The sequence below is a fragment of the Streptomyces sp. NBC_01454 genome, from assembly GCF_036227565.1.
Classification (GTDB): Bacteria; Actinomycetota; Actinomycetes; order Streptomycetales; family Streptomycetaceae; genus Streptomyces.
The window spans coordinates 2,213,469-2,240,217 of sequence record NZ_CP109460.1 but is presented as its reverse complement, the minus strand read 5'-3'; the positions used below and the strand labels follow the sequence as shown (position 1 = coordinate 2,240,217).

General features: G+C 72.6%; 20 protein-coding genes. 14 read left to right on the top strand and 6 right to left on the bottom strand.

Annotated features, from left to right (window positions below; genetic code table 11):
- Positions 1-168 precede the first annotated feature (168 nt).
- Positions 169-1,878, top strand: coding sequence for a proline--tRNA ligase (locus OIU81_RS09625; protein WP_329145848.1), 1,710 nt, complete (start codon positions 169-171; stop codon positions 1,876-1,878).
- A 60-nt stretch (positions 1,879-1,938) separates the two neighbouring features.
- On the opposite strand, the gene OIU81_RS09620 is transcribed toward OIU81_RS09625, so the two are convergent.
- Genes OIU81_RS09620 through OIU81_RS09610 form a run of 3 tightly spaced genes read right to left on the bottom strand, consistent with a single transcriptional unit; the run spans position 1,939 to position 3,993 of the window.
- Positions 1,939-2,850: an aminoglycoside phosphotransferase family protein gene (locus OIU81_RS09620; RefSeq protein WP_329145846.1), complete on the bottom strand. Its 912-nt coding sequence runs from the start codon at positions 2,848-2,850 to the stop codon at positions 1,939-1,941.
- 47 nt (positions 2,851-2,897) lie between these two features.
- A complete protein-coding gene (locus tag OIU81_RS09615) occupies positions 2,898-3,413 on the bottom strand; it encodes a ferritin-like domain-containing protein (protein WP_329145844.1) in 516 nt (171 codons plus the stop codon).
- Positions 3,414-3,468: 55 nt separating this feature from the next.
- Positions 3,469-3,993 carry a hypothetical protein gene (locus OIU81_RS09610; protein ID WP_329154992.1) on the bottom strand — a complete coding sequence of 175 codons (525 nt, stop codon included), beginning with the start codon at positions 3,991-3,993 and terminating at the stop codon, positions 3,469-3,471.
- Positions 3,994-4,153: 160 nt separating this feature from the next.
- Here OIU81_RS09610 and rimP point away from each other — a divergent pair, with 160 nt between their 5' ends.
- The 9 genes from rimP (at position 4,154) to OIU81_RS09565 (ending at position 16,783) form a co-directional block, all read left to right on the top strand.
- The gene (gene rimP, locus OIU81_RS09605) at positions 4,154-4,756 is read left to right on the top strand and encodes a ribosome maturation factor RimP (protein WP_329145842.1); all 603 of its coding nucleotides are present in this window, start codon (positions 4,154-4,156) and stop codon (positions 4,754-4,756) included.
- A 2-nt stretch (positions 4,757-4,758) separates the two neighbouring features.
- The gene (gene nusA / locus OIU81_RS09600) at positions 4,759-5,748 is read left to right on the top strand and encodes a transcription termination factor NusA (RefSeq protein WP_329145840.1); all 990 of its coding nucleotides are present in this window, start codon (positions 4,759-4,761) and stop codon (positions 5,746-5,748) included.
- A gap of 136 nt (positions 5,749-5,884) precedes the next feature.
- Complete coding sequence (locus OIU81_RS09595; protein ID WP_329145838.1) at positions 5,885-6,181, top strand: YlxR family protein; 297 nt, start codon at positions 5,885-5,887, stop codon at positions 6,179-6,181.
- A 163-nt stretch (positions 6,182-6,344) separates the two neighbouring features.
- Complete coding sequence (infB, locus tag OIU81_RS09590; protein WP_329145836.1) at positions 6,345-9,503, top strand: translation initiation factor IF-2; 3,159 nt, start codon at positions 6,345-6,347, stop codon at positions 9,501-9,503.
- 237 nt (positions 9,504-9,740) lie between these two features.
- Complete coding sequence (locus tag OIU81_RS09585) at positions 9,741-10,034, top strand: DUF503 domain-containing protein (RefSeq protein ID WP_329145833.1); 294 nt, start codon at positions 9,741-9,743, stop codon at positions 10,032-10,034.
- Positions 10,035-10,099: 65 nt separating this feature from the next.
- Positions 10,100-10,555, top strand: a complete 456-nt coding sequence (gene rbfA, locus OIU81_RS09580) for a 30S ribosome-binding factor RbfA (RefSeq protein WP_189104756.1) — start codon at positions 10,100-10,102, stop codon at positions 10,553-10,555.
- Positions 10,552-11,532: a tRNA pseudouridine(55) synthase TruB gene (gene truB / locus OIU81_RS09575; RefSeq protein WP_329145829.1), complete on the top strand. Its 981-nt coding sequence runs from the start codon at positions 10,552-10,554 to the stop codon at positions 11,530-11,532. Before rbfA ends, truB begins: the two co-directional genes overlap by 4 nt.
- 337 nt (positions 11,533-11,869) lie before the next feature.
- The gene (locus OIU81_RS09570; protein ID WP_329145827.1) at positions 11,870-15,640 is read left to right on the top strand and encodes a hypothetical protein; all 3,771 of its coding nucleotides are present in this window, start codon (positions 11,870-11,872) and stop codon (positions 15,638-15,640) included.
- Between the two features lie 195 nt (positions 15,641-15,835).
- Entirely contained in the window at positions 15,836-16,783 is a 948-nt protein-coding gene (locus OIU81_RS09565) for a bifunctional riboflavin kinase/FAD synthetase (protein ID WP_329145825.1), read from the top strand.
- A gap of 249 nt (positions 16,784-17,032) precedes the next feature.
- On the opposite strand, the gene OIU81_RS09560 is transcribed toward OIU81_RS09565, so the two are convergent.
- From OIU81_RS09560 to eccE, 3 genes are all read right to left on the bottom strand, one after another.
- The gene (locus OIU81_RS09560) at positions 17,033-19,840 is read right to left on the bottom strand and encodes an SCO5717 family growth-regulating ATPase (protein ID WP_329145824.1); all 2,808 of its coding nucleotides are present in this window, start codon (positions 19,838-19,840) and stop codon (positions 17,033-17,035) included.
- Positions 19,841-20,180: 340 nt separating this feature from the next.
- Positions 20,181-21,020 (bottom strand): hypothetical protein, encoded by an 840-nt coding sequence (locus OIU81_RS09555; protein WP_329145822.1) that lies wholly within the window; start codon positions 21,018-21,020, stop codon positions 20,181-20,183.
- The gene (gene eccE / locus OIU81_RS09550) at positions 21,020-22,246 is read right to left on the bottom strand and encodes a type VII secretion protein EccE (protein WP_329145820.1); all 1,227 of its coding nucleotides are present in this window, start codon (positions 22,244-22,246) and stop codon (positions 21,020-21,022) included. The genes OIU81_RS09555 and eccE overlap by 1 nt, the downstream gene beginning before the upstream one ends.
- 344 nt (positions 22,247-22,590) lie before the next feature.
- On the opposite strand from eccE, the gene OIU81_RS09545 reads away from it, so the two are divergent.
- The 4 genes from OIU81_RS09545 to mycP all read left to right on the top strand — a co-directional run bounded on the left by OIU81_RS09545 (position 22,591) and on the right by mycP (position 26,747).
- Positions 22,591-24,237: a type VII secretion protein EccB gene (locus tag OIU81_RS09545; RefSeq protein WP_329145818.1), complete on the top strand. Its 1,647-nt coding sequence runs from the start codon at positions 22,591-22,593 to the stop codon at positions 24,235-24,237.
- 327 nt (positions 24,238-24,564) lie between these two features.
- Positions 24,565-24,888 (top strand): WXG100 family type VII secretion target, encoded by a 324-nt coding sequence (locus OIU81_RS09540; protein ID WP_329145816.1) that lies wholly within the window; start codon positions 24,565-24,567, stop codon positions 24,886-24,888.
- A gap of 122 nt (positions 24,889-25,010) precedes the next feature.
- On the top strand, positions 25,011-25,304 hold the full coding sequence (locus OIU81_RS09535) for a WXG100 family type VII secretion target (RefSeq protein ID WP_006602760.1): 294 nt from the start codon (positions 25,011-25,013) through the stop codon (positions 25,302-25,304).
- Positions 25,305-25,490: 186 nt separating this feature from the next.
- Positions 25,491-26,747, top strand: a complete 1,257-nt coding sequence (mycP, locus tag OIU81_RS09530) for a type VII secretion-associated serine protease mycosin (RefSeq protein WP_329145814.1) — start codon at positions 25,491-25,493, stop codon at positions 26,745-26,747.
- Positions 26,748-26,749: the final 2 nt, after the last annotated feature.

Below are 26,749 nucleotides of genomic sequence, written 5' to 3'. Positions count from 1 at the left end.
GCAGCCGACCACCCACGCCCGCCGCAGGCGCAACCCAGCGCAACCCCCACGGCGGGACGGTCGAAAACGTGGGAAGGAAGCCCAAGCGCAGCGGTATCGCATTTCCGCGGGAGAGACCCCTACAGCTAACCTCCAGGGAGTCATCTTTCTTACGCAGGAGAATCTCCCATGGCCCACGCCGCACAGGTCCAGCGCATGTCCCGCTTGATGGTCAAGACACTGCGCGACGACCCGGCCGACGCCGAGACCGCCAGCCACAAGCTGCTCGTCCGCGCCGGGTACGTCCGCCGCTCCTCCGCCGGCATCTGGACGTGGCTGCCGCTGGGCAAGAAGGTCCTGGAGAACGTCTCCCGCATCGTGCGCGAGGAGATGGACGCCATCGGCGGCCAGGAGGTCCTGCTGCCGGCCCTGCTGCCCAAGGAGCCCTACCAGATCAGCGGCCGCTGGGAGGAGTACGGCGACCTGCTCTTCCGCCTCAAGGACCGCAAGGGCGCCGACTACCTTCTCGGTCCCACGCACGAAGAGATCTTCACCCTCACGGTCAAGGACCAGTGCACGTCCTACAAGGACCTGCCGGTGATCCTCTACCAGATCCAGACCAAGTACCGCGACGAGGCCCGTCCCCGCTCCGGTGTGCTGCGCGGCCGCGAGTTCCAGATGAAGGACTCGTACAGCTTCGACACCACCGACGAGGGCCTGGAGCAGTCCTACGCCCTGCACCGCGCGGCGTACCAGAAGATCTTCGAGCGGCTGGGCCTGGACTACCGCATCGTCTCCGCCGTCTCCGGCGCGATGGGCGGCTCCGCCTCCGAGGAGTTCCTGGCCCCGGCCGCGGCCGGTGAGGACACCTTCGTGGACTGCCCCTCGTGCGACTACGCCGCCAACACCGAGGCCGTCACCGTCAAGGTCGCCCCGGTCGACGGTGCCGCGCACGGCCCCGTCGAGGAGCTGGACACCCCCGACACCCCGACCATCGAGTCCCTCGCCGAGTTCCTCGGCGTGCCGGCCGCCGCGACCCTGAAGAACCTCCTGGTCAAGGTCGACGGCGAGATCGTCGCGGTGGGCGTCCCCGGTGACCGCGAGGTCGACCTCGGCAAGCTCGGCGAGCACCTCGCACCGGCCACCGTCGAGCTGGTCACCGCCGAGGACTTCACCGACCGGCCCGACCTGGTCCGCGGCTACGTCGGCCCGCAGGGCCTGGCCGGCAAGGCGTTCCGCTACCTCGCCGACCCGCGCGTCGCCCCCGGCACGGCCTGGGTCACCGGCGCCAACAGTGACGGCAAGCACGCCCGCAACGTCGTCGCCGGCCGGGACTTCGAGGTCGACGAGTACCTCGACGTGGTCGTCGTCGAGCCCGGTGACCCCTGCCCGCAGTGCGGCGCCGGCCTGCGTATCGACCGCGCCATCGAGATCGGCCACATCTTCCAGCTCGGCCGCAAGTACGCGGACGCCTTCGAGCTCGATGTGCTCGGCCAGAACGGCAAGCCCGCCCGGGTCACCATGGGCTCCTACGGCATCGGCGTCTCCCGCGCGGTGGCCGCCCTCGCCGAGCAGACGCACGACGAGAAGGGCCTGTGCTGGCCGCGCGAGGTCGCGCCGGCCGACGTGCACGTGGTCGCGGCCGGCAAGGCCAAGCAGACCGAGCTCGCGCTCGAGGTCGGCGAGCAGCTCGGCGCCGCGGGCCTGCGGGTGCTGGTCGACGACCGGGCCGGGGTCTCGCCGGGCGTGAAGTTCACCGACGCCGAGCTGCTGGGCGTGCCGGTCATCGTGGTCGCCGGCCGCCGCGCCGCCGAGGGCGTCGTCGAGGTCAAGGACCGCCGCACCGGCGAGCGCGAGGAGCTGACGGTCGAGGAGGCCGTCGCCCGCCTCGGCGCGTAAGGACCGTACGGCAGCGGGCCGGCCGGGGTACCCACCCCGGCCGGCCCGTTCGTCCGCCGGCTACAGCCAGGCCGCGAACTCCAGCAGCAGCTCGCCCCGCTGACGGGCGCCCGCGGCCACCTCCCGTACGCCGGTGTCCACCGCCCGGTACAGCGTCCAGTCGCGCAGCCGGTCGCGGTCCACCTCCAGGGAGTCGGCCAGCCGGGCCACCCGGCGACGGGCCACCGCGGCCGCGCCCGACCCGGCCATCAGGTCCTCGAACCGGTCCAGGACCAGTGCCGCGAGGTCGTACGCCCGCTCGCCGACCACCGGCGCCGGGCCCACCGCCAGCCAGGGCGCCCGCTCACCGGCCAGCACCTTGCCCTGCCGGAAGGCGCCGTGCAGCAGGAACTCCTCGTCGGACCCGGCCGGCAGGGCGCGCCGCAGCTCCAGCGCCTGCTCCACCAGCGGCCCGGCGGCCCGGGTCAGGGTCCCGGCCGTACGCAGCGCCTGCACGGCCTCGTCCGTGCGCCCGGCCAGCGTCTCGAAGGGGTGTCCCGCCGCGGCCGGCACCCACAGCCGCCGCACCGTACCGGCCGCCTCCAGCAGCGCCTTCGCCTCCGGCAGCGCCCGCAGCGACACCGCGCCCTGCAGCCGCTCCAGCAGCAGCGCACCGCCCGCGTCGTCGCAGCGCAGCAGCCGTGCCGCGCCGAAGCCGTCCCACACCTCCAGCGCCGCGCCCTCGTGTGCCGGGACCTGTCCCGGCACGGGCAGTTTCAGCGCCGCGGGCGTCCCGTCCTGCTGCCGTACGAGGGCGAGCAGACTGCTGCGGCCCCCGGGGGCCTGCACCCGTTCCAGCGTCAGCTGCCAGGCGTCCAGCCGCTGCTGGACCAGGGTCGGGAGCGCCGCGAGCCACTCGCGTACCGGACCGCTGGGATCGCCGCTCAGCGAACTCACCAACCGCTGCGGCGGTTCGATGGGTGCCGTTGTCATGCTGGAGCTGTCCCTTTCCTGGGCGGTGACCGCGCGGCGGCCGTCGTTCAGAGCGCACCCGCGGCGGCGCTCGCCGAGCCGGACGGAGCGGCGGCCGCGGCCCGCTCCGCAAGCCCAGGGAAGGCTACGCCGCTGCCGCGCCAGCGCACCGCCCGCACCGCCGCCTCCCGCAGGGCGGCAGCCGCCTCCCTGCGCCGGACGGTGCCGCCGGCCCGTACGAGGTCGGCGTAGACGGCGGCCAGCCGGTCCTCCAGCTCCGCCGCCAGCCGGACCGCGGCGGCCGCGTCCGGGACCGGGAAGGGCAGCTCATAGGCGGCGGCCGCGGCCTGCGGGGTGCCGCCCAGGTCGCGCACCACCCGGCGCAGGGAATCCCGGCGCGCGCGATGTCCGTCGTACGCCTCCTGCGCTTCGTTGCGCCGGTCGCCGGCGATCCGCCCGCCGACCACGCCGTAGCCGTACACCGCCGCGTGCTCGGCGGCCAGCGCCGCCTGCACCGCTGTCAGCTCACCCTGGCCGTCGTCGTCCCGCTGCCCGCTTCTGCCGTGCACCGCAGTGGCCCTCATCCGCACACCCCTTCGCTGGTCCTCGCTCCGCCGTGCCGCCCGGTGCCGGTGCCTGTCATCGGACGGGCTCCGCCAGCAGATACGCGTGTGCCGCTCCGGCCGCCGCCACCGAGGCGAGCAGCCGGGCCAGCTCCGGGGGCGCCGCGGCCAGCGCCTCGGTGCGGGTGCCGGCGAGGCGGCGCTCGGCGTCGGCGAGCACCCCGCGGGCGGCCCGCTCGTCCTGGGGGACCGGGGGAGCGGACGGCCGGGCGCCGCGCGGCGACGGCGCGGACGAGGACGCGCCGGCCTCGTGCGCCGGCCCGTCGGGGGCGGTGCGGTCCTCGCCGAACGCCTCGGCGTGCCGGGCGACTTCGGCGCGCAGCGGACGCAGCCGCGGCTCCAGCGACGGATGCGCGCGCAGCGTCGCGTCATAGCGCGCCAGCAGGGTGGTGCTGTCGCGGGCGGAGCGCTCGCGCAGCCGGTCGGCGGCGGAGGAGTGCTCGGCCCCGCCGGGGCCGTCGTCCTGCGAGCAGCCGGTGAGCAGCGCCACGCCCCCGAGGGCGGCGCCGGCCAACAGGGTCCTTCTGCGCGTGAGCGCCACTTTCGGCACGTTGCACTTCCCGGGGTCTTTCGTAGTGATCACCGCAGGCGAGAGTATCCGTGACCACCCACCGAATCGTCAGTACCCCGCCGGAACCGATAGGCTTTGACCCGACACACGACCCACCCACAACAGCACACGCGGCCGAGGAGTCACCCGGATGAGCACCACCCAGAGCGAGAGGCTGCGCGGACTGCTTGAACCGCTCGTCGCCGCGCGAGACCTGGATCTGGAAGAGATCGAGGTGACACCGGCGGGAAAACGGCGGGTGCTGAGGATCGTGGTCGATTCCGACGAGGGCGTCCAGCTGGACGAGTGTGCCGAGCTCAGCCGCGAGGCCTCCCAGGTCCTGGACGACTCCGACGCGATGGGCGGCGCCCCGTACACCCTTGAGGTGACCTCACCGGGCGCCGACCGGCCGCTGACCGAGCTGCGGCACTACCGCCGCGCCGTCGGCCGCCTCATCAAGGCCCAACTGACCGAGGCGGCAGGGGCCGGCGAGCTGGTGGCACGGATCACCGCCGTCGACGACTCCGGGCTGGACCTCGAAGTGCCGGGCGTCAAGGGCCGTAAGCCGACCGCCCGCCGGCTCTCCTTCGACGAGATCGCCAAGGCGCGCGTCGAGCTGGAGTTCAACCGCAAGTCCGGCAAGCGCGACGAGAAGACCGACGCGATCGACGAGATCGATGTCAGCGATGTGAACGACGTGAACGACGCGAACGACGCGAACGACGAGCACGACGAGAACAAGGAGGAGGCGTAGCCGTGGATATCGACATGAGTGCCCTGCGGGGCCTGGTGCGGGAGAAGGAGATCTCGTTCGACCTGCTGGTCGAGGCGATCGAGTCGGCCCTCCTCATTGCCTACCACCGCACCGAGGGCAGCCGCCGCCGGGCGCGGGTGGAGCTGGACCGCAACACCGGTCATGTGACGGTGTGGGCGAAGGAGGATCCGGAGGACCTGGAGGAGGGCGCCGAGCCCCGCGATTTCGACGACACCCCCTCCGGTTTCGGCCGGATCGCGGCGACCACCGCCAAGCAGGTCATCCTGCAGCGGCTGCGGGACGCCGAGGAGGAGATCACCTTCGGCGAGTTCGCCGGGCGTGAGGGCGACGTCATCACCGGTGTCGTCCAGCAGGGCAAGGACCCCAAGAACGTGCTGGTGGACATCGGCCCGATGGAGGCCATGCTGCCGGTGCAGGAGCAGGTCCCCGGTGAGGACTACGCGCACGGCACCCGGCTGCGCTCGTACGTCGTACGGGTGGCCAAGGGCGTCCGCGGCCCGTCGGTGACGCTGTCGCGCACCCACCCCAATCTGGTGAAGAAGCTCTTCGCCATGGAGGTCCCGGAGATCGCGGACGGCTCGGTGGAGATCTCCGCCATCGCCCGCGAGGCCGGCCACCGCACCAAGATCGCCGTACGGTCCACCCGCTCCGGCCTGAACGCCAAGGGTGCCTGCATCGGCCCGATGGGCGGCCGGGTGCGCGCCGTGATGGCCGAGCTGCACGGCGAGAAGATCGACATCGTGGACTGGTCGGACGACCCGGCCGAGCTGGTGGCGAACGCGCTGTCGCCCGCCCGGGTCAGCAAGGTCGAGGTCGTGGACCTGGCGGCACGCTCCGCCCGGGTCACCGTCCCCGACTACCAGCTGTCGCTGGCCATCGGCAAGGAAGGGCAGAACGCCCGGCTCGCCGCCCGCCTCACGGGCTGGCGGATCGACATCCGCCCCGACACCGAGCACGCAGCGCAGGACTGAGCACACGCGGTGTAGCCGGCGGGCGCCGCGGCCCCGGAAAATCGGTGGTGCCGCGGCGCCCCGCACGGAATTCTGAGCAGCCGTTCGGCCATTACCCCAGGGGGGTCGGGCCGCCACGGGGAGGTAGACTTAAGCAGTGTCTGGCCGGACGCATGCCCGCGCATGCCCTGAGCGCACGTGTCTGGGATGCCGGGAGCGAGCGGCCAAGGGCGATTTGCTGCGCATCGTGCAGATCGAGGGTCAGTGTGCCCCCGATCCTCGCGGTACGCTGCCCGGCCGGGGTGCGTACGTGCACCCGACACCGGTCTGCCTCGACCTGGCGGTTCGCCGCCGGGCGTTCAACCGGGCCTACCGGGCCCGGGGACCGTTCGACACCACGGAGCTTCGTCGGTTCATCGAGCGGACGCCCGTCGAGCAACCGCCGTTGCACTAAGGCACAGCAGCAAGAAACGCACAGCGCACGGAAAACCGTGCGGTCAGGTACCTCGCGAGTCGGAAGTAGGTCGAGATTGCGATGAGCACTCGATGAGTACGCGATGAGTACGCCCATGAAGTAGCGACGGTCCGGTGGACAACCCGGACCTAGAAGGAGCGAAGTGGCTAAGGTCCGGGTATACGAACTCGCCAAGGAGTTCGGCGTTGAGAGCAAGGTCGTCATGGCCAAGCTCCAAGAGCTTGGTGAATTCGTCCGTTCGGCGTCCTCGACGATCGAGGCGCCGGTTGTTCGCAAGCTGACCGACGCTTTCCAGGCAGGCAGCGGCAGCGGCCGCGCCGCCGGCAAGCCCGCGGCGCCGCGCAAGTCGGCCCCCGCGAAGCCGTCCGCGCCGTCCCCGGCGCAGGCCGGCACCTCCCCCGCCGCCAAGGCAGCCGGGGAACGTCCTGCTGCCCCGAAGCCGGGCAGCGCCCCCAAGCCGGGCCCCGCGGCTCCGGCTCCGGCGCCGGCCCCGGCGGCCGCCGCCGAGGCGCCGCAGGCCCCCGCAGAACCCAAGAGCACTCCCGCCGCCGGCCCCACCCCGGGCCCGCGCCCCGCCCCGGCGGCGCGCCCCGCGGCACCCAAGCCCGCTCCGGCCGCCCCCGCGCAGCCCGAGTTCCAGGCTCCGCCGTCCGCGCCGGCCGCTCCCGCCGCCGGCCAGTCGGCTCCCCGTCCCGGTGCCACCCCCGGCCCGCGTCCGGCTCGTCCGGCGTCCGGTCAGGGCGGCCAGGGCGGTCAGGGCCGCGGTAACGCTCCGCGTCCCGGTGGCGAGCGTCCGGCCCCGCGTCCCGGTGCCCGTCCGTCCGGCCCCCGTCCGGGCAACAACCCCTTCACCTCCGGTGGCTCCACGGGCATGGCCCGTCCGCAGGCCCCCCGTCCCGGTGGCGCCCCGCGTCCCGGCGGCCAGGGTGGTCCCGGCGGTCCGCGTCCGCAGGGCGGCGGCCAGGGCGGCCCCCGTCCCCAGGGCCAGGGCGGCGCGCGTCCGACCCCCGGTGGTATGCCCCGTCCGCAGGGTGCGGCTCCCGGCGGTGCCGGCGGCCCGCGTCCCGGTGGCGGCGGTAACCGTCCGAACCCGGGCATGATGCCGCAGCGTCCCGCGGCCGGCCCGCGTCCGGGTCCCGGTGGCGGCGGCGGTCGCGGTCCCGGCGGTGCCGGTCGTCCCGGTGGCGGCGGCGGTCGTCCCGGTGGCGGCGGCGGTTTCGCCGGTCGTCCCGGTGGCGGTGGCGGCGGCGGTCGTCCGGGTGGCGGCGGCGGTTTCGCCGGTCGTCCCGGTGGCGGCGGCCCCGGTGGTGGCGGCGGCTTCGGCGGTCGTCCCGGTTTCGCCGGTCGTCCCGGTGGCCCCGGTGGCCGTGGTGGCACGCAGGGTGCGTTCGGCCGTCCCGGCGGTCCGGCGCGTCGTGGCCGCAAGTCGAAGCGGCAGAGGCGTCAGGAGTACGAGGCCATGCAGGCCCCGTCGGTCGGCGGCATCATGCTGCCGCGCGGCAACGGCGCGACGGTTCGCCTGTCGCGTGGTGCCTCGCTGACGGACTTCGCCGAGAAGATCAACGCCAACCCGGCGTCGCTGGTCCAGGTCATGCTGAACCTGGGCGAGATGGTCACCGCGACCCAGTCGGTCTCCGACGAGACGCTGCAGCTGCTCGCCGACGAGATGAACTACGTCGTCGAGATCGTCAGCCCGGAGGAGGAGGACCGCGAGCTTCTCGAGTCCTTCGACATCGACTTCGGTGAGAACGAGGGCGGCGAGGACATGCTCGTCGCGCGTCCGCCGGTGGTGACCGTCATGGGTCACGTCGACCACGGTAAGACCCGGCTGCTCGACGCGATCCGCAAGACGAACGTCATCGCGGGCGAGGCCGGCGGCATCACCCAGCACATCGGTGCCTACCAGGTCGCGACCGAGGTCAACGAAGAAGAGCGGCGCATCACCTTCATCGACACCCCCGGTCACGAGGCGTTCACCGCCATGCGTGCCCGTGGTGCCAAGTCGACCGACATCGCGATCCTCGTGGTGGCGGCCAACGACGGTGTCATGCCGCAGACCATCGAGGCCCTCAACCACGCCAAGGCGGCCGAGGTGCCGATCGTGGTCGCGGTCAACAAGATCGATGTCGAGGGCGCCGACCCGACCAAGGTGCGCGGTCAGCTGACCGAGTACGGCCTGGTGGCCGAGGAGTACGGCGGCGACACCATGTTCGTCGACATCTCCGCCAAGCAGGGCGAGAACATCGACTCCCTGCTGGAGGCCGTGGTCCTCACCGCGGACGCCTCGCTCGACCTCCGCGCCAACGCGGAGATGGACGCGCAGGGTATTGCGATCGAGGCCCACCTCGACCGCGGTCGCGGCGCCGTCGCCACCGTCCTCGTCCAGCGCGGTACCCTCCGCGTCGGCGACACGATGGTCGCCGGTGACGCCTACGGCCGAGTCCGCGCGATGCTCGACGACAAGGGCAACAACGTCGAGGAAGCGGGTCCGTCGACCCCCGTCCTGGTCCTGGGTCTGACCAACGTCCCGGGTGCCGGCGACAACTTCCTGGTGGTCGACGAGGACCGTACGGCCCGTCAGATCGCCGAGAAGCGCGCGGCCCGCGAGCGCAACGCGGCCTTCGCCAAGCGCACCCGCCGGGTGTCCCTGGAGGACCTCGACAAGGTGCTCAAGGCCGGCCTGGTGCAGGACCTCAACATCATCATCAAGGGCGACGCGTCCGGTTCGGTGGAGGCTCTCGAGTCCTCGCTGCTCCAGCTCGACGTCGGCGAAGAGGTCGAGATCCGCATCCTGCACCGCGGTGTGGGTGCGGTCACCGAGTCGGACATCAACCTGGCGACCGGCTCCGACGCGATCGTCATCGGCTTCAACGTGCGCGCCGAAGGCCGTGCCACGCAGATGGCCGAGCGCGAGGGCGTCGACGTCCGGTACTACTCGGTCATCTACCAGGCGATCGAGGAGATCGAGGCGGCCCTCAAGGGCATGCTCAAGCCGGAGTACGAGGAGGTCGAGCTCGGTACCGCGGAGATCCGCGAGATCTTCCGCTCGTCCAAGCTCGGCAACATCGCCGGTGTGCTCATCCGCTCCGGCGAGGTCAAGCGCAACACCAAGGCGCGCCTCGTCCGCGACGGCAAGGTGGTCGCGGAGGACCTCAACATCCAGGGTCTGCGCCGCTTCAAGGACGACGTCACCGAGATCCGCGAAGGCTTCGAGGGCGGTATCAACCTCGGAAACTTCAACGACATCAAGATCGACGACGTCATCGCGACGTACGAGATGCGGGAGAAGCCGCGCGGCTGATCACGCACATCCCGGGGCCGGCCGGCGGAGTTCCTTTCCGCCGGCCGGCCCCGGCCGTTTGCGGGGGTGGGAGCCCGCGGACCGGACGGTTGCACTCACCCACCGGCCCCGGTGTTCCACGGAAAGTAATCACGTCGAGCGGTGTCCGATGTTGCGTGTACCGTTCTTGTGTTCTTGCCAAATATCGGCAGGGGTTACCGAATACGAGGCCTCACGGGTCGGCTTGACCCGCACCGCATGTACGTAGGGACGCTGTCCTTCGACCTGCTTCTCGGCGACGTACGGTCGCTGAAGGAGAAGCGCTCCGTCGTCCGCCCGATCGTCGCCGAGCTGCACCGCAAATTCGCGGTGAGCGTCGCGGAGGTCGGGGACCAGGATCTGCACCGCAGGGCCACCATCGGCCTGGCGGTGGTCTCCGGGGACGCGGGGCATCTCGCCGATGTCATGGACCGCTGTGAGCGCATGGTCGCCGCACGGCCCGAAGTGGAGCTGCTGTCGGTACACCGGCGGCTGCACGGCGACGACGACTGACCTGAGGGCCGGGCAGCTCGCCGCCGGTGGAAGCACAATTGTGGAAGAAAGAAGGAGACGGACCAGTGGCCGACAATGCGCGGGCGAAGAAGCTGGCGGACCTCATCCGGGAGGTGGTCGCCCAGAAGCTGCAGCGCGGCATCAAGGACCCGCGGCTCGGTTCGCACGTGACCATCACGGACACCCGGGTCACCGGCGACCTGCGGGAGGCTACGGTCTTCTACACGGTCTACGGTGACGACGAGGAGCGGGCCAGCGCCGCCGCCGGACTGGAGAGCGCCAAGGGCATCCTGCGCTCCGCGGTCGGCGCCGCGGCCGGCACGAAGTTCACGCCGACCCTGGCGTTCGTGGCGGACGCCCTGCCGGAGACCGCCAAGACGATCGAGGACCTGCTCGACAAGGCGCGGGCCTCGGACGCCAAGGTGCGCGAGGTGTCCTCGGGCGCCGAGTACGCCGGCGAGGCGGACCCGTACCGCAAGCCGGGCGAGGACGAGGACGACGAGGGCACCGCGGCAGAATGAAGCGTGAGAGCAACAAGCCCCGCGTGAAGGGCGAGCGCGGCGCGCTTTCCGGACGGGGTGGCGAGCGGCCGGCGGGCCTGGTCATCGTCGACAAGCCGGCTGGTTTCACCTCGCACGACGTGGTGGCGAAGATGCGCGGCATGGCGCGCACCCGCCGCGTCGGGCACGCCGGCACCCTCGACCCGATGGCGACGGGCGTGCTCGTCCTGGGCATCGAGCGGGCGACCAAGCTGCTGGGCCATCTCGCGCTGACGGAGAAGGAATACGTCGGCACGATCCGGCTCGGCCAGACGACGGTCACCGACGACGCCGAGGGCGAGATCACGGAGTCGAAGCCGGCGCACGGCCTCGCCCGCGAGGACATCGACGCCGGTGTCGCCCGGCTGTCCGGCGCGATCATGCAGGTCCCGTCGAAGGTCAGCGCCATCAAGATCGACGGCAAGCGGTCGTACTCGCGGGTCCGTGACGGCGAGGAGGTGGAGATCCCGGCCCGGCCGGTGACCGTCTCCTCGTTCGTGGTGCACTCCGCGCACGAGTCCGAGGCCGACGACGGCACCCCGGTGACCGATCTGCTGGTCTCCGTCGAGTGCTCGTCGGGTACCTACATCCGTGCCCTGGCCCGCGACCTGGGGGCCGGGCTCGGGGTCGGCGGCCATCTGACCGCGCTGCGCCGTACCCGCGTCGGCCCGTACAAGCTGGACCGGGCGCGCACCCTCGAACAGCTCCAGGCCGCCGTGGACGACACCGAGGGGGAGGGCCTGCCGGTCATGCCGCTCGGTGACGCGGCCGCCGCGGCGTTCACCCGCTGGGACGTGCCCGAGGCGCAGGCGCGGCTGCTGCTGAACGGCGCGCGGATCCCCATGCCGCGGTTCGAGAGCGACGGTCCGGTCGCGGCGTTCGGCCCGGACGGCCAGTTCCTGGCGCTGGTGGAGAACCAGGGCGGGAAGGCCAAGAGCCTGGCGGTGTTCGCGGTCTGACGCGGGCCGGGGCCCGGGCCCCGGGAGCCGTTCACCAAGGCCGGGTCCGCAGCGTATGAGGCGCTGCGGACCCGGCCTTCGTGTGTGTGTACGCGGGGGCGGCCGCCCCGGGGCGAGGGGTGGAACGCGGGCCGCCCGGGCACGTACGGGGTGCCGGCCCGCGCTCCACCCTCCCCCTCACTCCCTGTCTCTCCCGCGAGACCGGGCCCTTCACTCATTCGGTGAGGCGCTCGGAGTGAATCAAGGAGTGGAGGGGGGCGCGTTGGAACGGCTCCCTGTCATGACGATCACCGCCTGCTTACCGTTCGGACGGACTGAACGGGCGAGAGGATCGGCAATGGCACTGCTGGACGCCGATGTGGGCGCGGCACTGGTGCGCATCCGCGATCTGGCAGGTCGCACGCGTGGCACGGGGTTCCTCGCGGACCCTGACGGCACGGTGATCACCAGCCATGAAGCGGTGGACGGGGCGGCACAGCTGGTGCTGCAGCCCCTGGCGGACGGGGCGGGCGGCGGAGCGGCGGGCGGCGGCGGATGGACCTGCCTGGTGGCGGCCGACGCCGTGACACCGCTGCCGGAGGACGGGCTCGCCCTCGTCCGCACCGACGGCTTCGGGCCGCACCGGCTGCTGCCGCTGCCCATCGCCGCGGCCCGGCCCGCGCCAGGCACCGGCGCACGGCTCTGGGCGGGCGGCTGGCTGGACGGCACGGTCGTCGGACCGGGCTCCGGGGTGATGTACACGGCCGCCGCCCGCGTCCACCTCCTCGACGAGACGCTGGAGCTCCACCTCTGCGCGGGCGGCCGGGAGGCGCTGCGGCTGGGCGGCCCCGCGGTCGGCGGGCCGGTGCTCGACGCACGGACCGGCGCGGTGCTCGGCGTGCTCGGCACCGCGCTGCACTCCGGCCGCCGGGTCGGCGGCTACGCGATCCCGCTGCGCGCCGTCGCCGAGGCCGCACCGGGGGGCGTGCTGGCCGCGCTGCTGGAGCGCAACGCCGCCACCGTCCCCGCCTACGGCAGCGAGCTGAATCCGGCCGGCGCCCGGCAGCTGACCGAGGCGTCGGCGGGCGCCGCCGAACGGCCGCGGCGGTGGCGGGAGCCGGTCGAACGGCCGGAGGTGGCCGCGGAGTTCGCCCGCTTCGAGGGCAGCGGGGCGAGCGCGCGGGTGCTGGGCCTGGTGGGGGAGGCGGGGACCGGGCGGAGCACGGAGCTGGCCGCGCTGGCCGCCCGCCGGGCGCGGGGCCCGGTCCCGGCGCCGACCGTCCGGCTGCGCGGCGCGGAGCTGCGGGCCGGCGACGACGGGGTGCGCACGGCGGTGGAGCGCGCGCTGCGCTGCGCCGGCCGGATCGTCGCCGCCTCGGGCCGCACGGCCGGCGATCCCACCGACACCACCTCACAGGGCGTGGCCCGGGCGGCGGCCGCGGCCGGACGCGGGCTGCTGGTGCTCCTCGACGGCCCGGAGGAGATGCCGACGGCGTTGGAGCGGCGGCTGGCCGACTGGACCCGGGCGACGGCCGACTGGCTGGGCACGGCCGGAGTGCGGCTGGTGATCGCCTGCCGCCCCGAGTTCTGGGAGCGGGCCGGCGCGCTCTTCCCGCCCGGTCTGCTGCACGCGCCGCGCCATCCGCTGCCCGCGCTGCCCGCCTGCACGGGGCTGGGCGACCTCCCGGAGGAGGCCGCGGAGCGGGCCCGTGGCCGCTACCGCCTGCCACCGGGCCTGCCGGCCGCCGCCGACGCCCGCCATCCGCTGGCGCTGCGGCTGCTGGCGGAGGTCCTGTCGGCGCTCCCCAAGGGCGATCCGGCCGGCCTCGGCACCCCCGACCGTCATCAGATCTTCGAGGCCCATCTGGACCTGGTGTCTCTGCGCATCGCCGTCCGTCTGGCGGCCGCGCACCGGCCCGCGCCGCGCGGCACCGCCGTCCGCCGCCTGGCCGCCCAGGTCGCCGGACAGGTGCACGAGGCGGCCCGCCGCTGTCTGCGCCCCGGGCCGGGCGGGCTGGACCGGATGTCGTTCGAGGAGGTCTTTCCGCCGGAGGCCGGCTGGGCCGCCGCGGTGCTCGGCGAGGGGCTGCTGGTCCCGGCCGGCGGCGGATACCGCTTCGCCCACGAGGAATTCGCGGAGTGGCTGCAGGGCGCGCACGCCGACCCCGGGCTCCGGCCCGCCCCCGGCCGGCGCACCGGACCGGTCGTCCAGGCGCTGCTGCTGCTCGCCCGGCGCGAGGGCACGGTGCAACTGACCTTCCGGCTGGCGGAGTTGGTGCCGGCGGCGACCGCGGCCGGCCCCGGGGAGGGGGCCGCACAGGCCGTGGACGGCCGCCGATGGGCCGCCCGGCTGCTGACCGGGGTCCTGCTCCGGGTGCCCGACGCGCGGCCGTACACGGGCGTGCTGCGGCTGCTCGCCGACCGGATCACGGAACGGTCGCTGCGGGCCGGCGGCTTCGCGCACACCGGCCTGCCGGAGTTCGGCCCGTGGTTCTGGGAGCGGCTGGCGCTGCCGGACGCGGACCGGATGGATCTGCTGCGCCGTCTGCTGCCGGCGGACGGGCCGCCCGCGGCGGCCGGCCGGGCGCCGGGCAGGCTGTCGCGGGGCGCCGGGACGGGCGGGCCGGGGAGCGCGCCGGCCGCGCCCGGGCCGGTCACCGTGCCGCGCCCGGGCGGCCCCTTCGCCGAGCCCCCGCGGGTACGGGTCCACCCCGCCGACCACCCCGGGCCCGCCCGGGGCGGCGACGGCCCGGCGGATCCCGGGGGCGGTCCGCGCCCGCACCCCGCCGACGGCCCGTCCGCGGCGGCCGGGACCGGCGCACGCCCCACGCGGTTCCTCGACGCCGCGGCCGCACTGCTGCGGACGGACCCGGAGGGGATCCAGCCGCTGCTGTGCGCCTGGTTCGACGACACCCGCCCGCTCCGGCGCCCCGCCACGGACGGCGCCGACCCGGCCCGTCCCGCGCGCTCCCTGCCCCGGGAGATCACCGTCGCCGCCGCCGCGCAGGCACTGCTGCACACCCATCGCCGGCAGGCGCTCGACGCGCTCCTGGAGGCCCTGGTGGCCGCCGCGCACCCCCGGGGTGACGAGCTGATGGACGCCCTCGCCGAGGACGAGCCGGCGGCGGTGTGCCGGGCCGTGGACCGCTGGGCGCACGACGAGCGCCCCGAGCGCCGGGCCGCCGCCGCGTCGTACGGCCTGCGGGCCGCCCCGTACGCCACCGCCGCGGCCGACCGCGCCCTGCTGCGCTACGCCGCGCTGTGCCTCCTCGCCCGGCGTGCCGACGCCGCCCACCACGGCTCCGCGCTCGCCCTGCTGGTGGGCGATCCGGCCACCCGATCCCGCTTCCTGGACCGGGCGCTGGCCCGCTTCGTCGCGGGCGATCCCCAGCTGCCGCCCGCGACGTTCACGGCCGCCCTCACCGAGCACACCGCGGCGGTGCTGGACGCCTTCCGGGCCCGGCTGGTCGGCGGCGAGGGACCGCCGGTGGCCGACGCGCTGCTGCGCATGCTCGCCCGTATCGACGCGCCGGCCCTCGTCGCCCGCATCGCCGACCTCGTCCGCGACTGCGCCCGGCACTGCCCGGAGCGCGCGGCGCGGCCGGTCGCGGAGTTCATCGACCGCCGCCTCGAACGCGGACCAGCCGCCCGCGCCGCGCTGCGCCCGCTCGCCGTGGAGCTGCTGACCGGATATCCCGCAGCGGTCCGGTGCGCGCTCGCGGCGGTGGTGGCCGGCTCCGGCTCCGGCGCCTCGGCCCCGCTGCGCCGCGAGCTGCTCGACGCGCTGCTGGCGCAGGAGGCGTCCCTCCCGGTGGCCCCGGCGGAGCACGGCCGATACGGCGGAACGGCGCCGGACACCCGGGTGCTGGAGGCGCTGCTCCAGGCGGCCGCCGAGGGCGCGGAGCGGCGGCCGGCGGAACGCACCCGGGAGCTGGTGCACCGCACCGGGACGCTGCTGGTGCGCACCCCGCAGGGCGCGGCCCGCCTGGACCGGCGGCTGGTGGAACTGGGCGGGCGGGTGCCCGGCTTCGCCCGGCGGATGCAGGACTGGGTGGCGGACGAACCGGGGGAGTGGGCGGCGGTGGTTGGCCCCGGCGCCCGTGCCACGCTCACCGGATGCCACAGCTGAGCGCACGGACCGGCCGGGCGGAGCGGTGTGCGCGCCCCGGCCCGTGACACCCGGTGGCCTGCGGCGGATCCGGTCCGCGGGGCCGCCCGGAACCCCCCTTCGCGCGGAGCATCACCCGTGGCATGGCAGTCTTAGACCTGCGCCATGTCGAATTGGCGCAAGGGACGGACAGGGTTCGGGCGAGGAGCGGGCAGAGTGCAGCGCTGGCGTGGCTTGGAGGACATCCCCGAGGGCTGGGGGCGCAGCGTCGTCACCATCGGCTCGTACGACGGAGTGCACCGCGGCCACCAATTGATCATCGGCAAGGCCGTCGCGCGCGCCCGTGAGCTGGGGATTCCCGCGGTGGTCGTGACCTTCGACCCGCACCCCAGCGAGGTCGTGCGCCCCGGCACCCACCCGCCGCTGCTGGCGCCGCACCACCGGCGCGCGGAGCTGATGGCGGGGCTGGGGGTGGACGCGGTGCTGGTCCTGCCGTTCACCAAGGAGTTCTCGACGCTGGAGCCGGCCGACTTCGTGGCCAAGGTGCTGGTCGACAAGCTGCGCGCCCAGGTCGTCGTCGAGGGCCCCAACTTCCGCTTCGGGCACAAGGCGACGGGCAATGTCGCCACCCTCACCGAGCTCGGCACCACCTACGACTACACCGTCGAGGTCATCGACCTCTACGAGCGCGGCGCGGCGGGCGGCGGCGAGGCCTTCTCCTCCACGCTCACCCGCCGGCTGGTCGCCGACGGCGATGTGGCCGGCGCGCGGGAGGTCCTGGGACGGCCGCACCGCGTCGAGGGCATCGTCGTACGCGGCGCCCAGCGCGGCCGCGAACTGGGCTTCCCCACGGCCAATGTGGAGACCCTGCCGCACACCGCGATCCCCGCCGACGGCGTCTACGCGGGCCTGTTGCAGGTCGAGGGCGAGGCGATGCCCGCCGCCGTCTCTGTCGGCACCAACCCGCAGTTCGACGGGAAGACGCGCACCGTCGAGGCGTACGCCATCGACCGCGTCGGCCTGGATCTGTACGGCCTGCACGTCGCCGTGGACTTCCTCGCCTACATCCGTGGCCAGGAGAAGTTCGACACCCTCGACGGCCTGCTGGAGCGGATGGCCGTGGACGTGAAGCTGGCGCGGGGGCTGATCGCCGCGGCGGAGTAGCTCCGGGTGGGGGTTCGGGGGTTTCCGGGCGCCGTTTCCCTGCCGCTTTTCCCCGCGGGCTTTTTCCCCGCCGCCCACCCCCCTTCGGGGGGTGGGCGGGTGGAGAGCTGCGGAAGCGTCAACTCGGCTGGATCCGGCCGGAGTTCGGCCCGGAGTCGGTCACTCGTCCGGGGGATGACGTGATACGGGGCGGGGCCCGGCACCTCACAGGTGCCGGGCCCCGCCCCGTTCATGCGCGCTGCCCGCGCCTCACTGCGGAGGCGGCTGCTGCTGCCACCCCGGCCCGAGGCCGCCCTGCTGCTCGGGCTGCGGGGCGTCGGGAGCGGGCTGTTGCTGCTGCCAGTGCGCCGGCGGCTGGGCGGGCTGCTGGGTCCAGCCGCCCTGCTGCGGCGGGTAACCGGCCGGCGGCTGACCCTGCTGACCCGGCTGGCCCTGTTGCGGCTGGCTCTGCGGGGGCTGGCCCTGCTGGGCGTACTGCTGCTGGGCGTACGGGTCGTTGCCCGTCTGCTGCTGGGCGTACGGGTCGCCCATCTGCTGCTGCGGGTACATCCCCTGCGCCTGCTGTGCCCGCGCGAAATCCTCGGCCACCAGGGCGGAGAGGTGGAAATACGCCTCGCGGGTCTTGGGCCGCATCATGTCGAGGTCGACCTCGGCACCGGCGGCGAGATGCTCGTCGAACGGGACGACCACCACGCCGCGGCAACGGGTCTCGAAGTGCGACACGATGTCATCGATCTTGATCATCTTGCCGGTCTCGCGGACCCCGGAGATGACCGTGATACCGCGCTGCACCAGATCGGCGTAGCCGTGCGCGGACAGCCAGTCCAGGGTGGTGCTCGCACTGCTCGCACCGTCCACGGACGGGGTGGAGATGATGATCAACTGGTCGGCGAGGTCGAGCACTCCGCGCATCGCGCTGTAGAGCAGACCCGTACCCGAGTCGGTGAGGATGATCGGGTACTGCCGGCCGAGGACGTCGATCGCCCGCCGGTAGTCCTCGTCGTTGAACGTCGTCGAGACCGCGGGGTCCACGTCGTTGGCGAGGATCTCCAGACCCGAGGGGGCCTGCGAGGTGAACCGGCGGATGTCCATGTAGCTGTGCAGATGCGGGATCGCGTGCACCAGGTCACGGATGGTCGCACCGGTCTCGCGGCGCACCCGGCGCCCGAGCGTGCCGGCGTCCGGGTTGGCGTCGATCGCCAGGATCTTGTCCTGCCGCTCGGAGGCGAGGGTGGAGCCGAGGGCCGTGGTGGTCGTGGTCTTGCCGACACCGCCCTTGAGGCTGATCACCGCGATCCGGTAACAGGACATCACCGGCGTACGGATCAGCTCCAGCTTGCGCTGCCGCTCCGCCTCTTCCTTCTTCGCGCCCAGCTTGAACTTGGACGGCTGGGCGTTGGCGCCCGGCTTGCGCTTCTTGGGCTGGTTGCGCAGCAGCCGGTCGGAGGTCAGCTCCACGGCGGCGCTGTAACCGAGCGGCGCCCCGGGGGCGGCCCGCTGCTGCGGCTGCTGCTGACCCGGCTGCGAGTACGACGCGTAGTTCGCCGCCGCGTTCGGGTCGCCGGCCTGTTGCCCGGGGAGCGGCTGGTACGGGGTCTGCTGACCCTGCTGGGCTTGCTGACTCTGCTGGGCTTGCTGTGCCTGGGCTGCTTGCTGTGCCTGCGCGGCCTGTTGGGCCTGCGCGGCCTGTTGGGCCTGCTGGGCCTGGGCGGCCTGTGCCTGGGCCGCCTGAGCCTGTGCTTGCTGTGCCTGCTGGGCGGCCTGCTGCTGGGCGTAGGCCTGCTGCGCCTGCTGGCCCTGCTGCGGGTAGCCCTGCGCACCGGTCTGCGGGTAGCCGTACGCGGGCTGTTGCTGCTGGGCGGGCTGCTGCTGCGGCTGCTGACCCTGCTGGGGGTAGCCGTAGGCGGGCTGCGGATAGCCGTACGCCGGCTGTTGCTGCTGTGCGGGGGCGCCCTGCTGCTGTTGCGGGTAGCCGCCGTACTGCGCCTGTTGGCCCTGCGGGTGGCCGGCCTGCGGCTGCTGCGGTGCCTGCTGCGGCTGCTGAACGGGCGCCTGCGGCTGGCCCTGCTGGGGCTGTTGTGCCTGCTGGGCGGCCTGGGCCTGGGCCTGCGCCTGGGCCCGAGGGTCGGCCGGCTGGAACTCCGGCGGCAGCGGCGGCAGTGCGCCCTGCCCGGGGACGCCCTGCTGACGGCCGTCGGCCGCGGCGCCCCACGGTGCGCCCTGCTGGGGAACTCCCTGCTGGGGCACGGCATGCGGAGGCATCTGCTGCGGGGCCTGCTGCTGCGGCACACCCTGCTGCGGAACGGCCTGCGGCGGCATTCCCTGCTGAGGAACTGCCTGGTGCGGCACGCCCTGTTGCGGCTGCTGACTCTGCTCCGGCTGCCGGCCCGGTGCGGGCTGGGCGCCCTCTGCGGCGGCCTCGGGGCCGGGCCGGTCGGGCGCGGGCTGCACGGGGGCGGGCTGCGGCACGGCGGTGGCCTCGGGGGCCGGGACGCCGTCCTCGGCGGGGGCGGCGGACGCGGCCGTGGCCGTGGCTGTGAAGTCGGGATGCGGTGCCGGGTCGGCGGGCGCGGGCTCCGGCTCGGACGCGTCGGCGCCCTTGGGCTCGGTGTTGTCCGCCGTGTCGTCCTCGTCGTCGTCCCAGAGCGAGGCCGACGGGTCGCCGCCGGTGCCGGCGCGCCGATTGCCGGCGGCGGCACCGTCGTCCGCGGCCGGGGCGGGATCCGCGGGGGTCTGAGGCGCGGCCGGGGGAGTGGTGGCGGCCGGCGCCTCCGTGCCCGCGTCCTGCGGGCGCAGCGTCGGGAAGCCGGGCGGCGCGGCCTGAGCGGGCCCGGGCAGCGGCTGGCCCGTCGGCGGCCCGGGGGGCGGAGGGGTGGACGAAGACGCAGGAGGAGCCGCGGGGGAGGCCGCAGCACCCGCGCCGCCACCACTGGTGTCGTTGCTCGCATACCAGGCCGGCGCGGCGAAGTCGATCTTGAACTCACCGGTCAGGTCGAACTCGGACTGGTCGTCGTCAGGATCGTTTCCGTCCGGACGGAAAGCCTCCTGCTCGTTCACTGTGCCTCCTGGTGTACTGCAACGCACCTGAACGGCAGGACCGGATACAGGCGGATCGATCGGATGTAGCGGAAGTCGGAACACACCACCCGGGGTTGCGCCAACACTAGCTGTCCATCCCCGTATCGACTGCCGTCGTGCTGTGCTCCTGCGGCTCTCCCGCACAGCCTAATCAAGAGTCGGCGCACAGTGGCAGTCGATGTCATGTCGTCTTCGTGCCCTTTCGGCACACTGACGGGCGCACCCGAGGATGCGCCCGTCAGTCGTGCCCGCGGCCGGCCGTGTCCGCGCCGCACCGGGCGCGGACCCGGGCAACCGGCCCGCGGTGTCGGTCAGTCCCTCAGTCCATACGGCGCGGGCCGCCGAGCAGGTTGGTCTCCGCCTCCGTGGGCTGGGTCATGACGAACTGGTGGCCCTCGCGCGAGCACCACAGCATGGCGTTGTCGCTGAGCGTCGGCAGCACCGCGCCGACCTGCTCCGGCAGCCGCATGATTCGCGTCACAACCTCCGCCTCCTCGGGCGAAAGCCGCTGCAGACCGACCAGATCGGCGCGGCCGAGCATCTGCGGCGAGCGCGGCCCGAGGAACGGCAGCACGGTCAGTACCGACTGCCAGGGGCCCGGGGCGAGCTGATTGCGCGGCGGCCGTGCGCCCATGTCCCGGATGACCAGTACGGGGCTTGACACCGACGGGCCCTGGGGCGCGATCTGGCGTACGTCGTGGACCGACACACACTGCTGTCCGCCGCCCGCGGCCTGCGCCATCTGCCCCCAGGCCGGCGGCCGCGCCGTCTCGACCGCCACCCGGGCGCCGGTGGCGACCGTGCGCAGCGCCAGCACCTGCGCCATCCACATGCTGCCGACGAGGACGATCTCCAGCGGCACCGGACGCAGCAGGCTCAGCACGGCGGGCTGGTTCTGCGGGTCGATGCCGATGATCACGCCGTCGTCGCCGACCGGCAGGGTCAGTGAGGCGAGCGATTCGGGCGTCAGGACGTGCGGGCTGCGCCGCGGACCGCGCAGGCCGTAACCGGGCCGCAGCTTCGGGCCGTCCGGGCCCGCCTGCTCCTCCTCCGGACGCGGCTGGTGCGAGGGCCGGCGGCTGCCGTCGGTGGCCCCGACCGGATTGCGCCAGCCGGTGCCGTTGGTGTTGGCGCGGGGCTGATAGGTGGGAGAGGCCATCAGCGGGTACCTCCGAGGGGAAGCGTGGCCAGCAGGCCGGGCAGCTGTTCCCGGTCGAGCCGGACGAGCCCGACCTTCACGGAACCGGAACGACGTTCCAACTCGCTCTGTGCGGCGGTGAGTTCGTTCTCGCTGCGGGTGGAAAGACGGACGTAACCCGAGATGGCCGGGGCGCGGCCGCCGCCGTGCGTGGCGGTCAGCGCGAAGGTGCTGGCCATCGCCCTGGTGCTGGTCAGCAGCTGGGTGACGGCGGCCAACGGCGCGCCGCCCTCGCCCAGTTGGGGCCAGCGCCCGATCCAGTACGTGGAGTGCCAGCGGTCGTCGCAGCGCATGGCCCGGGTCGTCTCCTGGGTGCGGCGGGCCGCTCGGCCCTCGCGCCCCATCGCGCCGTTGGCCGCCCGCGGGCTGACGCACACCGCGGTACCGATCGCGGCCACGACCTCGCGCTCGTCGAGCACCCGTGCCCGCACCCCGTGCGCGGTCAGCCGGCTGACGAGCTGGTCGGCGGCGCGCAGCAGCGAACGCTTGGCGCCCTCCATCCCGCCGCCGCGGGCCTCGATCGCCTCCGCGCACAGCTCGGGGTCGAGCTTGAGCGCGATCCATGTCAGTTGGAGGGCCGGGGTCTGCGTCTGCGCCTGCAGGGGCGTGTACGAGCGGGCCGCGACGGCCTGTTCGGGCAGATGCGGGGCCGGGGCAGGCTGGGTGTACTGGACGAACTGCACGGACTCGAGGTGGATGTCCTCGATGTCGAGCGCGGTGTGCAGCACATCGAGGGGCAGCATGTGGCTGCCGCGCTGCGGCCGCAGCGGCTCGTCCCGGGCGTCCACCTGGACCAGGGCCGTCAGGAACGTGCCGTCACCGACGAAGCCGATGGCCCGCTGGTCGGCCTCGGTGGTGAACTCGTAGGTCTGCAGGGCCGGTTCGCACTCCACGACCGGGGCGAAGGCCGGGTCGGCGCCCTGGGTGGCCGCGAGCGCGGCGGCGCTGTTCTTGCCGCGGCGCTTCATCGCGCGCACGGTGGTGATCCATTCCGGCAGCGGAATCCGCCGCCGCCGGCCGAGCGCGAAAACGATGAGAACTGCCGCGATCACGATCGCCACGGTCAGGGCGGCCGGGTGGATCGTCCAGCCCACCAGCACCAGTGCCACGGCGAGTTCGATGATGGCCAGCTGCTGAACGCGAACGCCGCCGATGGTTCCGGCCTGTTGGCGCAGCCGCGGTGCCACCGGACCGGCCGGGCGGGCCGCAGAACCCGGGCCGCCATTTCCTCTGTTGCCCTGAGCTGTACCGTTTTGGTCAGCATTTCCCGCGTATTGCGGTGCAGCAGAAGGCTGTTGCTGCTGTTGCCGCCCATTGCGGCGTCGAGCCCTGGTGGCGCTGGACATCCCCCGGCCTGCTCCTCTACTGGTGGTGTGGCCTCTAGGCGTATCGGTCGCCACTGAGACTGGTGCGTCGGAAGGTGGCACCCGTACCGTACGGGTCGATCGACACACGGCATAGTAGAGGGCGCTACGGCGTGAGTGCCGGGGGCGGTCGCTGTGGATCCAACAGGCGGGGAGAGAAAGCAACAATGGCATCACGTCGGGACGAGCTGAATGCGTATTCGTTTGCTCGAAAGCGCACGAATGCGGCATTTCTGAAGCCGCTGCCGAACGGTTCGATCGAGAGTGCCCCCAAGCCGCTGAAGGCGGTGGTGCCGAGCATCGTGATGGGCGTCGTGGTGCTCGTGGGATTCGGTGCCTGCGGCATTCTCCGGCCTGTTGCCCCGCAGGGATGGGACACCGTGGGGTCCAATGTCATTGTCGGGTCCGACTCCACCACGCGATATGTCGTGCTGCCCAACACGGACTCCAGCGGAAATAGTCATAAGCTTCTGCACCCCGTCCTGAACCTCGCCTCGGCCCGACTTCTTCTCGACCCCGATAAGTTCCAGGTCGTTCAGGTCAAGGACTCCGAGCTCGACGGAAAGCTTCCGCACGGCCCGGCCGTCGGCATTCCGTATGCGCCCGACCGCCTTCCCGGCAAGGACGAGGTGGACAAGCCCAAGGTCTGGGCGGTGTGCGACCGTCCCGGCAGCGGCGAGAACAGCAAGCCCCAGCAGACGGTGTTCGTCCTCGGCGGCAAGGACAAGGACCTCGTCGAGGGCAAGGGCAAGCTCGACAACGACCAGGCGCTCTACATCGAGGACCCCAAGGGGAAGCGCTGGCTGGTCGACGAGAAGGGCATGGCCTTCGAGTTCGACGCCACCCTGGGCGGGAAGGTCGCGCCGGAGCAGGGCCCGGCGAAGGCCAACAGCGACCTCCAGCGCATCATCTTCGGCGACTCCGCCGAACCGCAGAAGGTCTCCCAGCAGTTCATGGACACCCTGATCAAGAGCCCGGTCCCGATCGCCATGCCCCGCATCTCCGGCGCGAGTCACAAGACCGCCGCCCTGGGGGTCCCGGACAGTGCCCGGACCATCGGCACGGTGCTGCAGGCGCGCGACAGCCGGCAGAAGTACGTCGTCCAGGCCGACGGCGTCTACAAGGTGTCCGACTTCGTGGCGAACCTCCTTCTGGAGGGCCAGAACGCCAAGGACGTGCACCCGGACGGCACGGCGTTGAAGCCCATGGAGGTCTCCACCACGAGCATGACCCTGAAGCAGGACGACCAGGGCCGCGCGGAGACCTACCTGGGCAAGATCCAGGGCACCGATATCGATATGCCGTGGCCCACCGAGGCCGTCTCCGCCGCGAACAACTTCAAGGAGGGTTCGCAGACCGGCGGCCTGATCAGCCCCACGGACCACGGGGTCTCCTGCAGCGTCTACAAGGGCACCAGCACCAAGCTCCCGGGTGAGGCGAACAAGAAGCTGGGATTCCCGAACGGCGTGCCCAACATGCAGACCTGGGTCGGCAAGGACTACCCCGCAAAGATCGCTCCCGGTGCGAGTTCGTATGTCACCCCCGGCAACGGACTGTTGTACCGCCAGGCCTCCACGCCTTCCGCGAAGTTCGGCAGTCTGTTCCTGGTCACCGACACCGGCCTGCGCTACTCCGTTCCGGAGAACAACGACGGCCAGAAGGCCGGCAAGGCCAACCAGGAGGGCGGCCAGTCGCAACTCCGCCTCGGTTACAAGGACGCGCACCCGCCGCTCATCCTGAAGACCTGGTCCGAACTCCTCTCCGCGGGCCCGTCGCTGGACGTGCAAAGCGCCCACAAGCCGCAGGCTTCGTGACGTACGGAGGCCGGGCCGATACCCTTCACGGACTATCGGCCCGGCCTCCTGCCGAATCGCGACTTCTGTTCCCGCGATCTTCTCTTTGCCGTCGGAATTTCCCACCCTGACCGAAAGCACCGCATCTGCCCGAATTCCGCGAACACGGTTTCTGCACGGGGGAGTTGGCCATGTTGTGATCCCGCAACAAGAGGCCTCCCCCAGTTGGGAACAGACGTGTGGAGTGGTTAAAGTGGGCGAAGGCGTCAGCAGGAGATGCCCACCACGCAAGCCGGCTCCGTCGGTGCGGCGCGGTACGACGTACAAGTCTCATGGGGGACGTTGACTATGGCTGGTCAGCAGTACACAACCACCGAGGAGGAGATGGTCGCGTTCAGCGGCAAGATCTCCTCGGTCAATCAGTCGATCCAGGGCGAGATCTCGCGCCTGAACACGGTCGTCGACACCATCACGTCCGGGTGGAAGGGTGCTGCGGCCTCCTCGTACAACCAGCTGCAGACGCAGGTGAACGAGGACGCCAACCGTCTCAACCAGCTTCTGGGTGAGATCAAGGAAGCGATCGACGAGACCACGAAGAACTACTCCGCCTCCGAGGAAGAGCAGGCCCAGTCGATTTCGCACGTCTCCTCTTCGGCTTCCCCGTTCGGATGATGCAGCCGCGCCGCTCCGTGCGGCGCAGTGGCCCAGCGGCCGCAGCACGGGCCAGCCGGGTACGCCCGCCGGCCCGCTGCGGCATGAATCGACCCGGCTTCATCAACTCCTGAGGAGACACCATGTCAGGCCAGATCCTCGTTAATTTCGCGACGATCTCCCAGGCCAGTTCCGACGTGCGCGGTACTGCCAACAACATCCGCCAGCAGCTCGACGACCTCGAGGCGGGCGTCAAGAAGATCGCCGCCAGCTGGGAAGGCGCGGCGCAGGAGGGCTACCAGGCCCGCCAGCGCGAGTGGGACCAGCGCGCGGCCTCCCTGCACTCGACGCTCGAGGCCATCGCCAAGGCGCTCGACCAGGCCGCCCAGAACTACCAGGCCACCGAGCACAAGAACTCCGGTATCTGGGCGGGCTGACCTCGCGTCGGCACACGTACGGATAGCGATCGGCTGAGCAGCCCCGAAGGCTCGCACAGTGGTCAATGAGGGCGAGCGCGCTGCTTCAGTGCGCTCGCCCTTCTGCCGTCCACGCGACCTCCTCCCCACCCTCCCCTCCTCCCTCCCCACCCTCCCCTTCCGCCCCTCATGGAGAGCAGACAACCCGTGGGATCTCGCGCCATCGGTCATCGAGCCGGGCACCGTCGCCGCACGACGGGCGCCCTGCTCACGGCGGCCTGCATCGTCGGCCTGTCCAGCGTCACCGCCGCACCGGCCGTCGCGGACGAGAACGTCCCGCTCAACAGCGGTGAGTGCAAGTTCGGCGCCGACTACATCAAAGAGACCCCGTGGTCGCTGCAGCGCATACTCACCAATCAGATGTGGGCGTACGGAAAGGGGAAGGGAATCCATGTCGGCGTCATCGACACCGGGATCGACGCGGGTAACCCGCAGATCAAAGACGCCATCGGCAGCGGCGGCATCACTCTCGTCAAGGGAAAGCCGACCGAAGACAAGGTCGGCCATGGCACCAAAGTGGCAGGCATCATCGCCGCCCGCCCCCTCAAGGGTTCCGGCTTCTACGGAATAGCGCCCGAGGCGACCGTCGTCCCCTTCCAGCAGACCTCGCAGGAAAAGCCCGGCACCGCCGACAGCCTCGCGACGGCCATCAAAAAGGCCGTGGACGAGCACATGGACATCATCAACATCTCGCAGGGCACCGCCGCCGACCCGCGCCTGCTGCCCACCCTTAAGAGCGCGGTCAAGTACGCCGACGCGCACAACGTCCTCATCGTCGCCTCGGCCGGCAACGGCGGCGCCGACGGCGAGGAGAAGAACATGTACCCCGCGGCCTACTCGGACGATTACCCCAACGTCCTCGCAGTGGCCGCCTCGGACCGGAACAACGAGCGGGCACCCTTCTCCCAGTCCGGACCGTTCGTCCAGATCGCCGCGCCGGGCGTCGACATGGTCTCCACCGTCCCCGGCGGCGGCAACTGCGTCGACCAGGGCACCAGCTTCGCCGCTCCCTACGTCGCGGGAGCCGCGGCCCTGCTCAAGGCGAAGCACCGCACCTGGACCCCGCAGCAGCTGATCTGGCACCTGGAGAAGACCGCCGAGCGCGTCCGCCCGAACCGGAACGACTTCATCGGCTGGGGCGTCGTCGACCCGGTGGCGGCCCTCAACGACAACACGGTGCCCACCGGAGAGCCCAAGCCGGACAAGCGCTCCAACGTGGCGGACGGCTCCAACATCCACCCGGTCGCCGTCGCCCTCGGCGAAAGCCCCGAGGACCGACGCGCCCGCTATTCCATCTACATTGTCGGCGGCGGACTTCTCGCCGTCGGCACGGTAGTTGGCTCCGCCATCGCACTCCGCGACTGGCGCCGAAAGACTGGTTTGCGAACACACGGGGAGGCTTAATC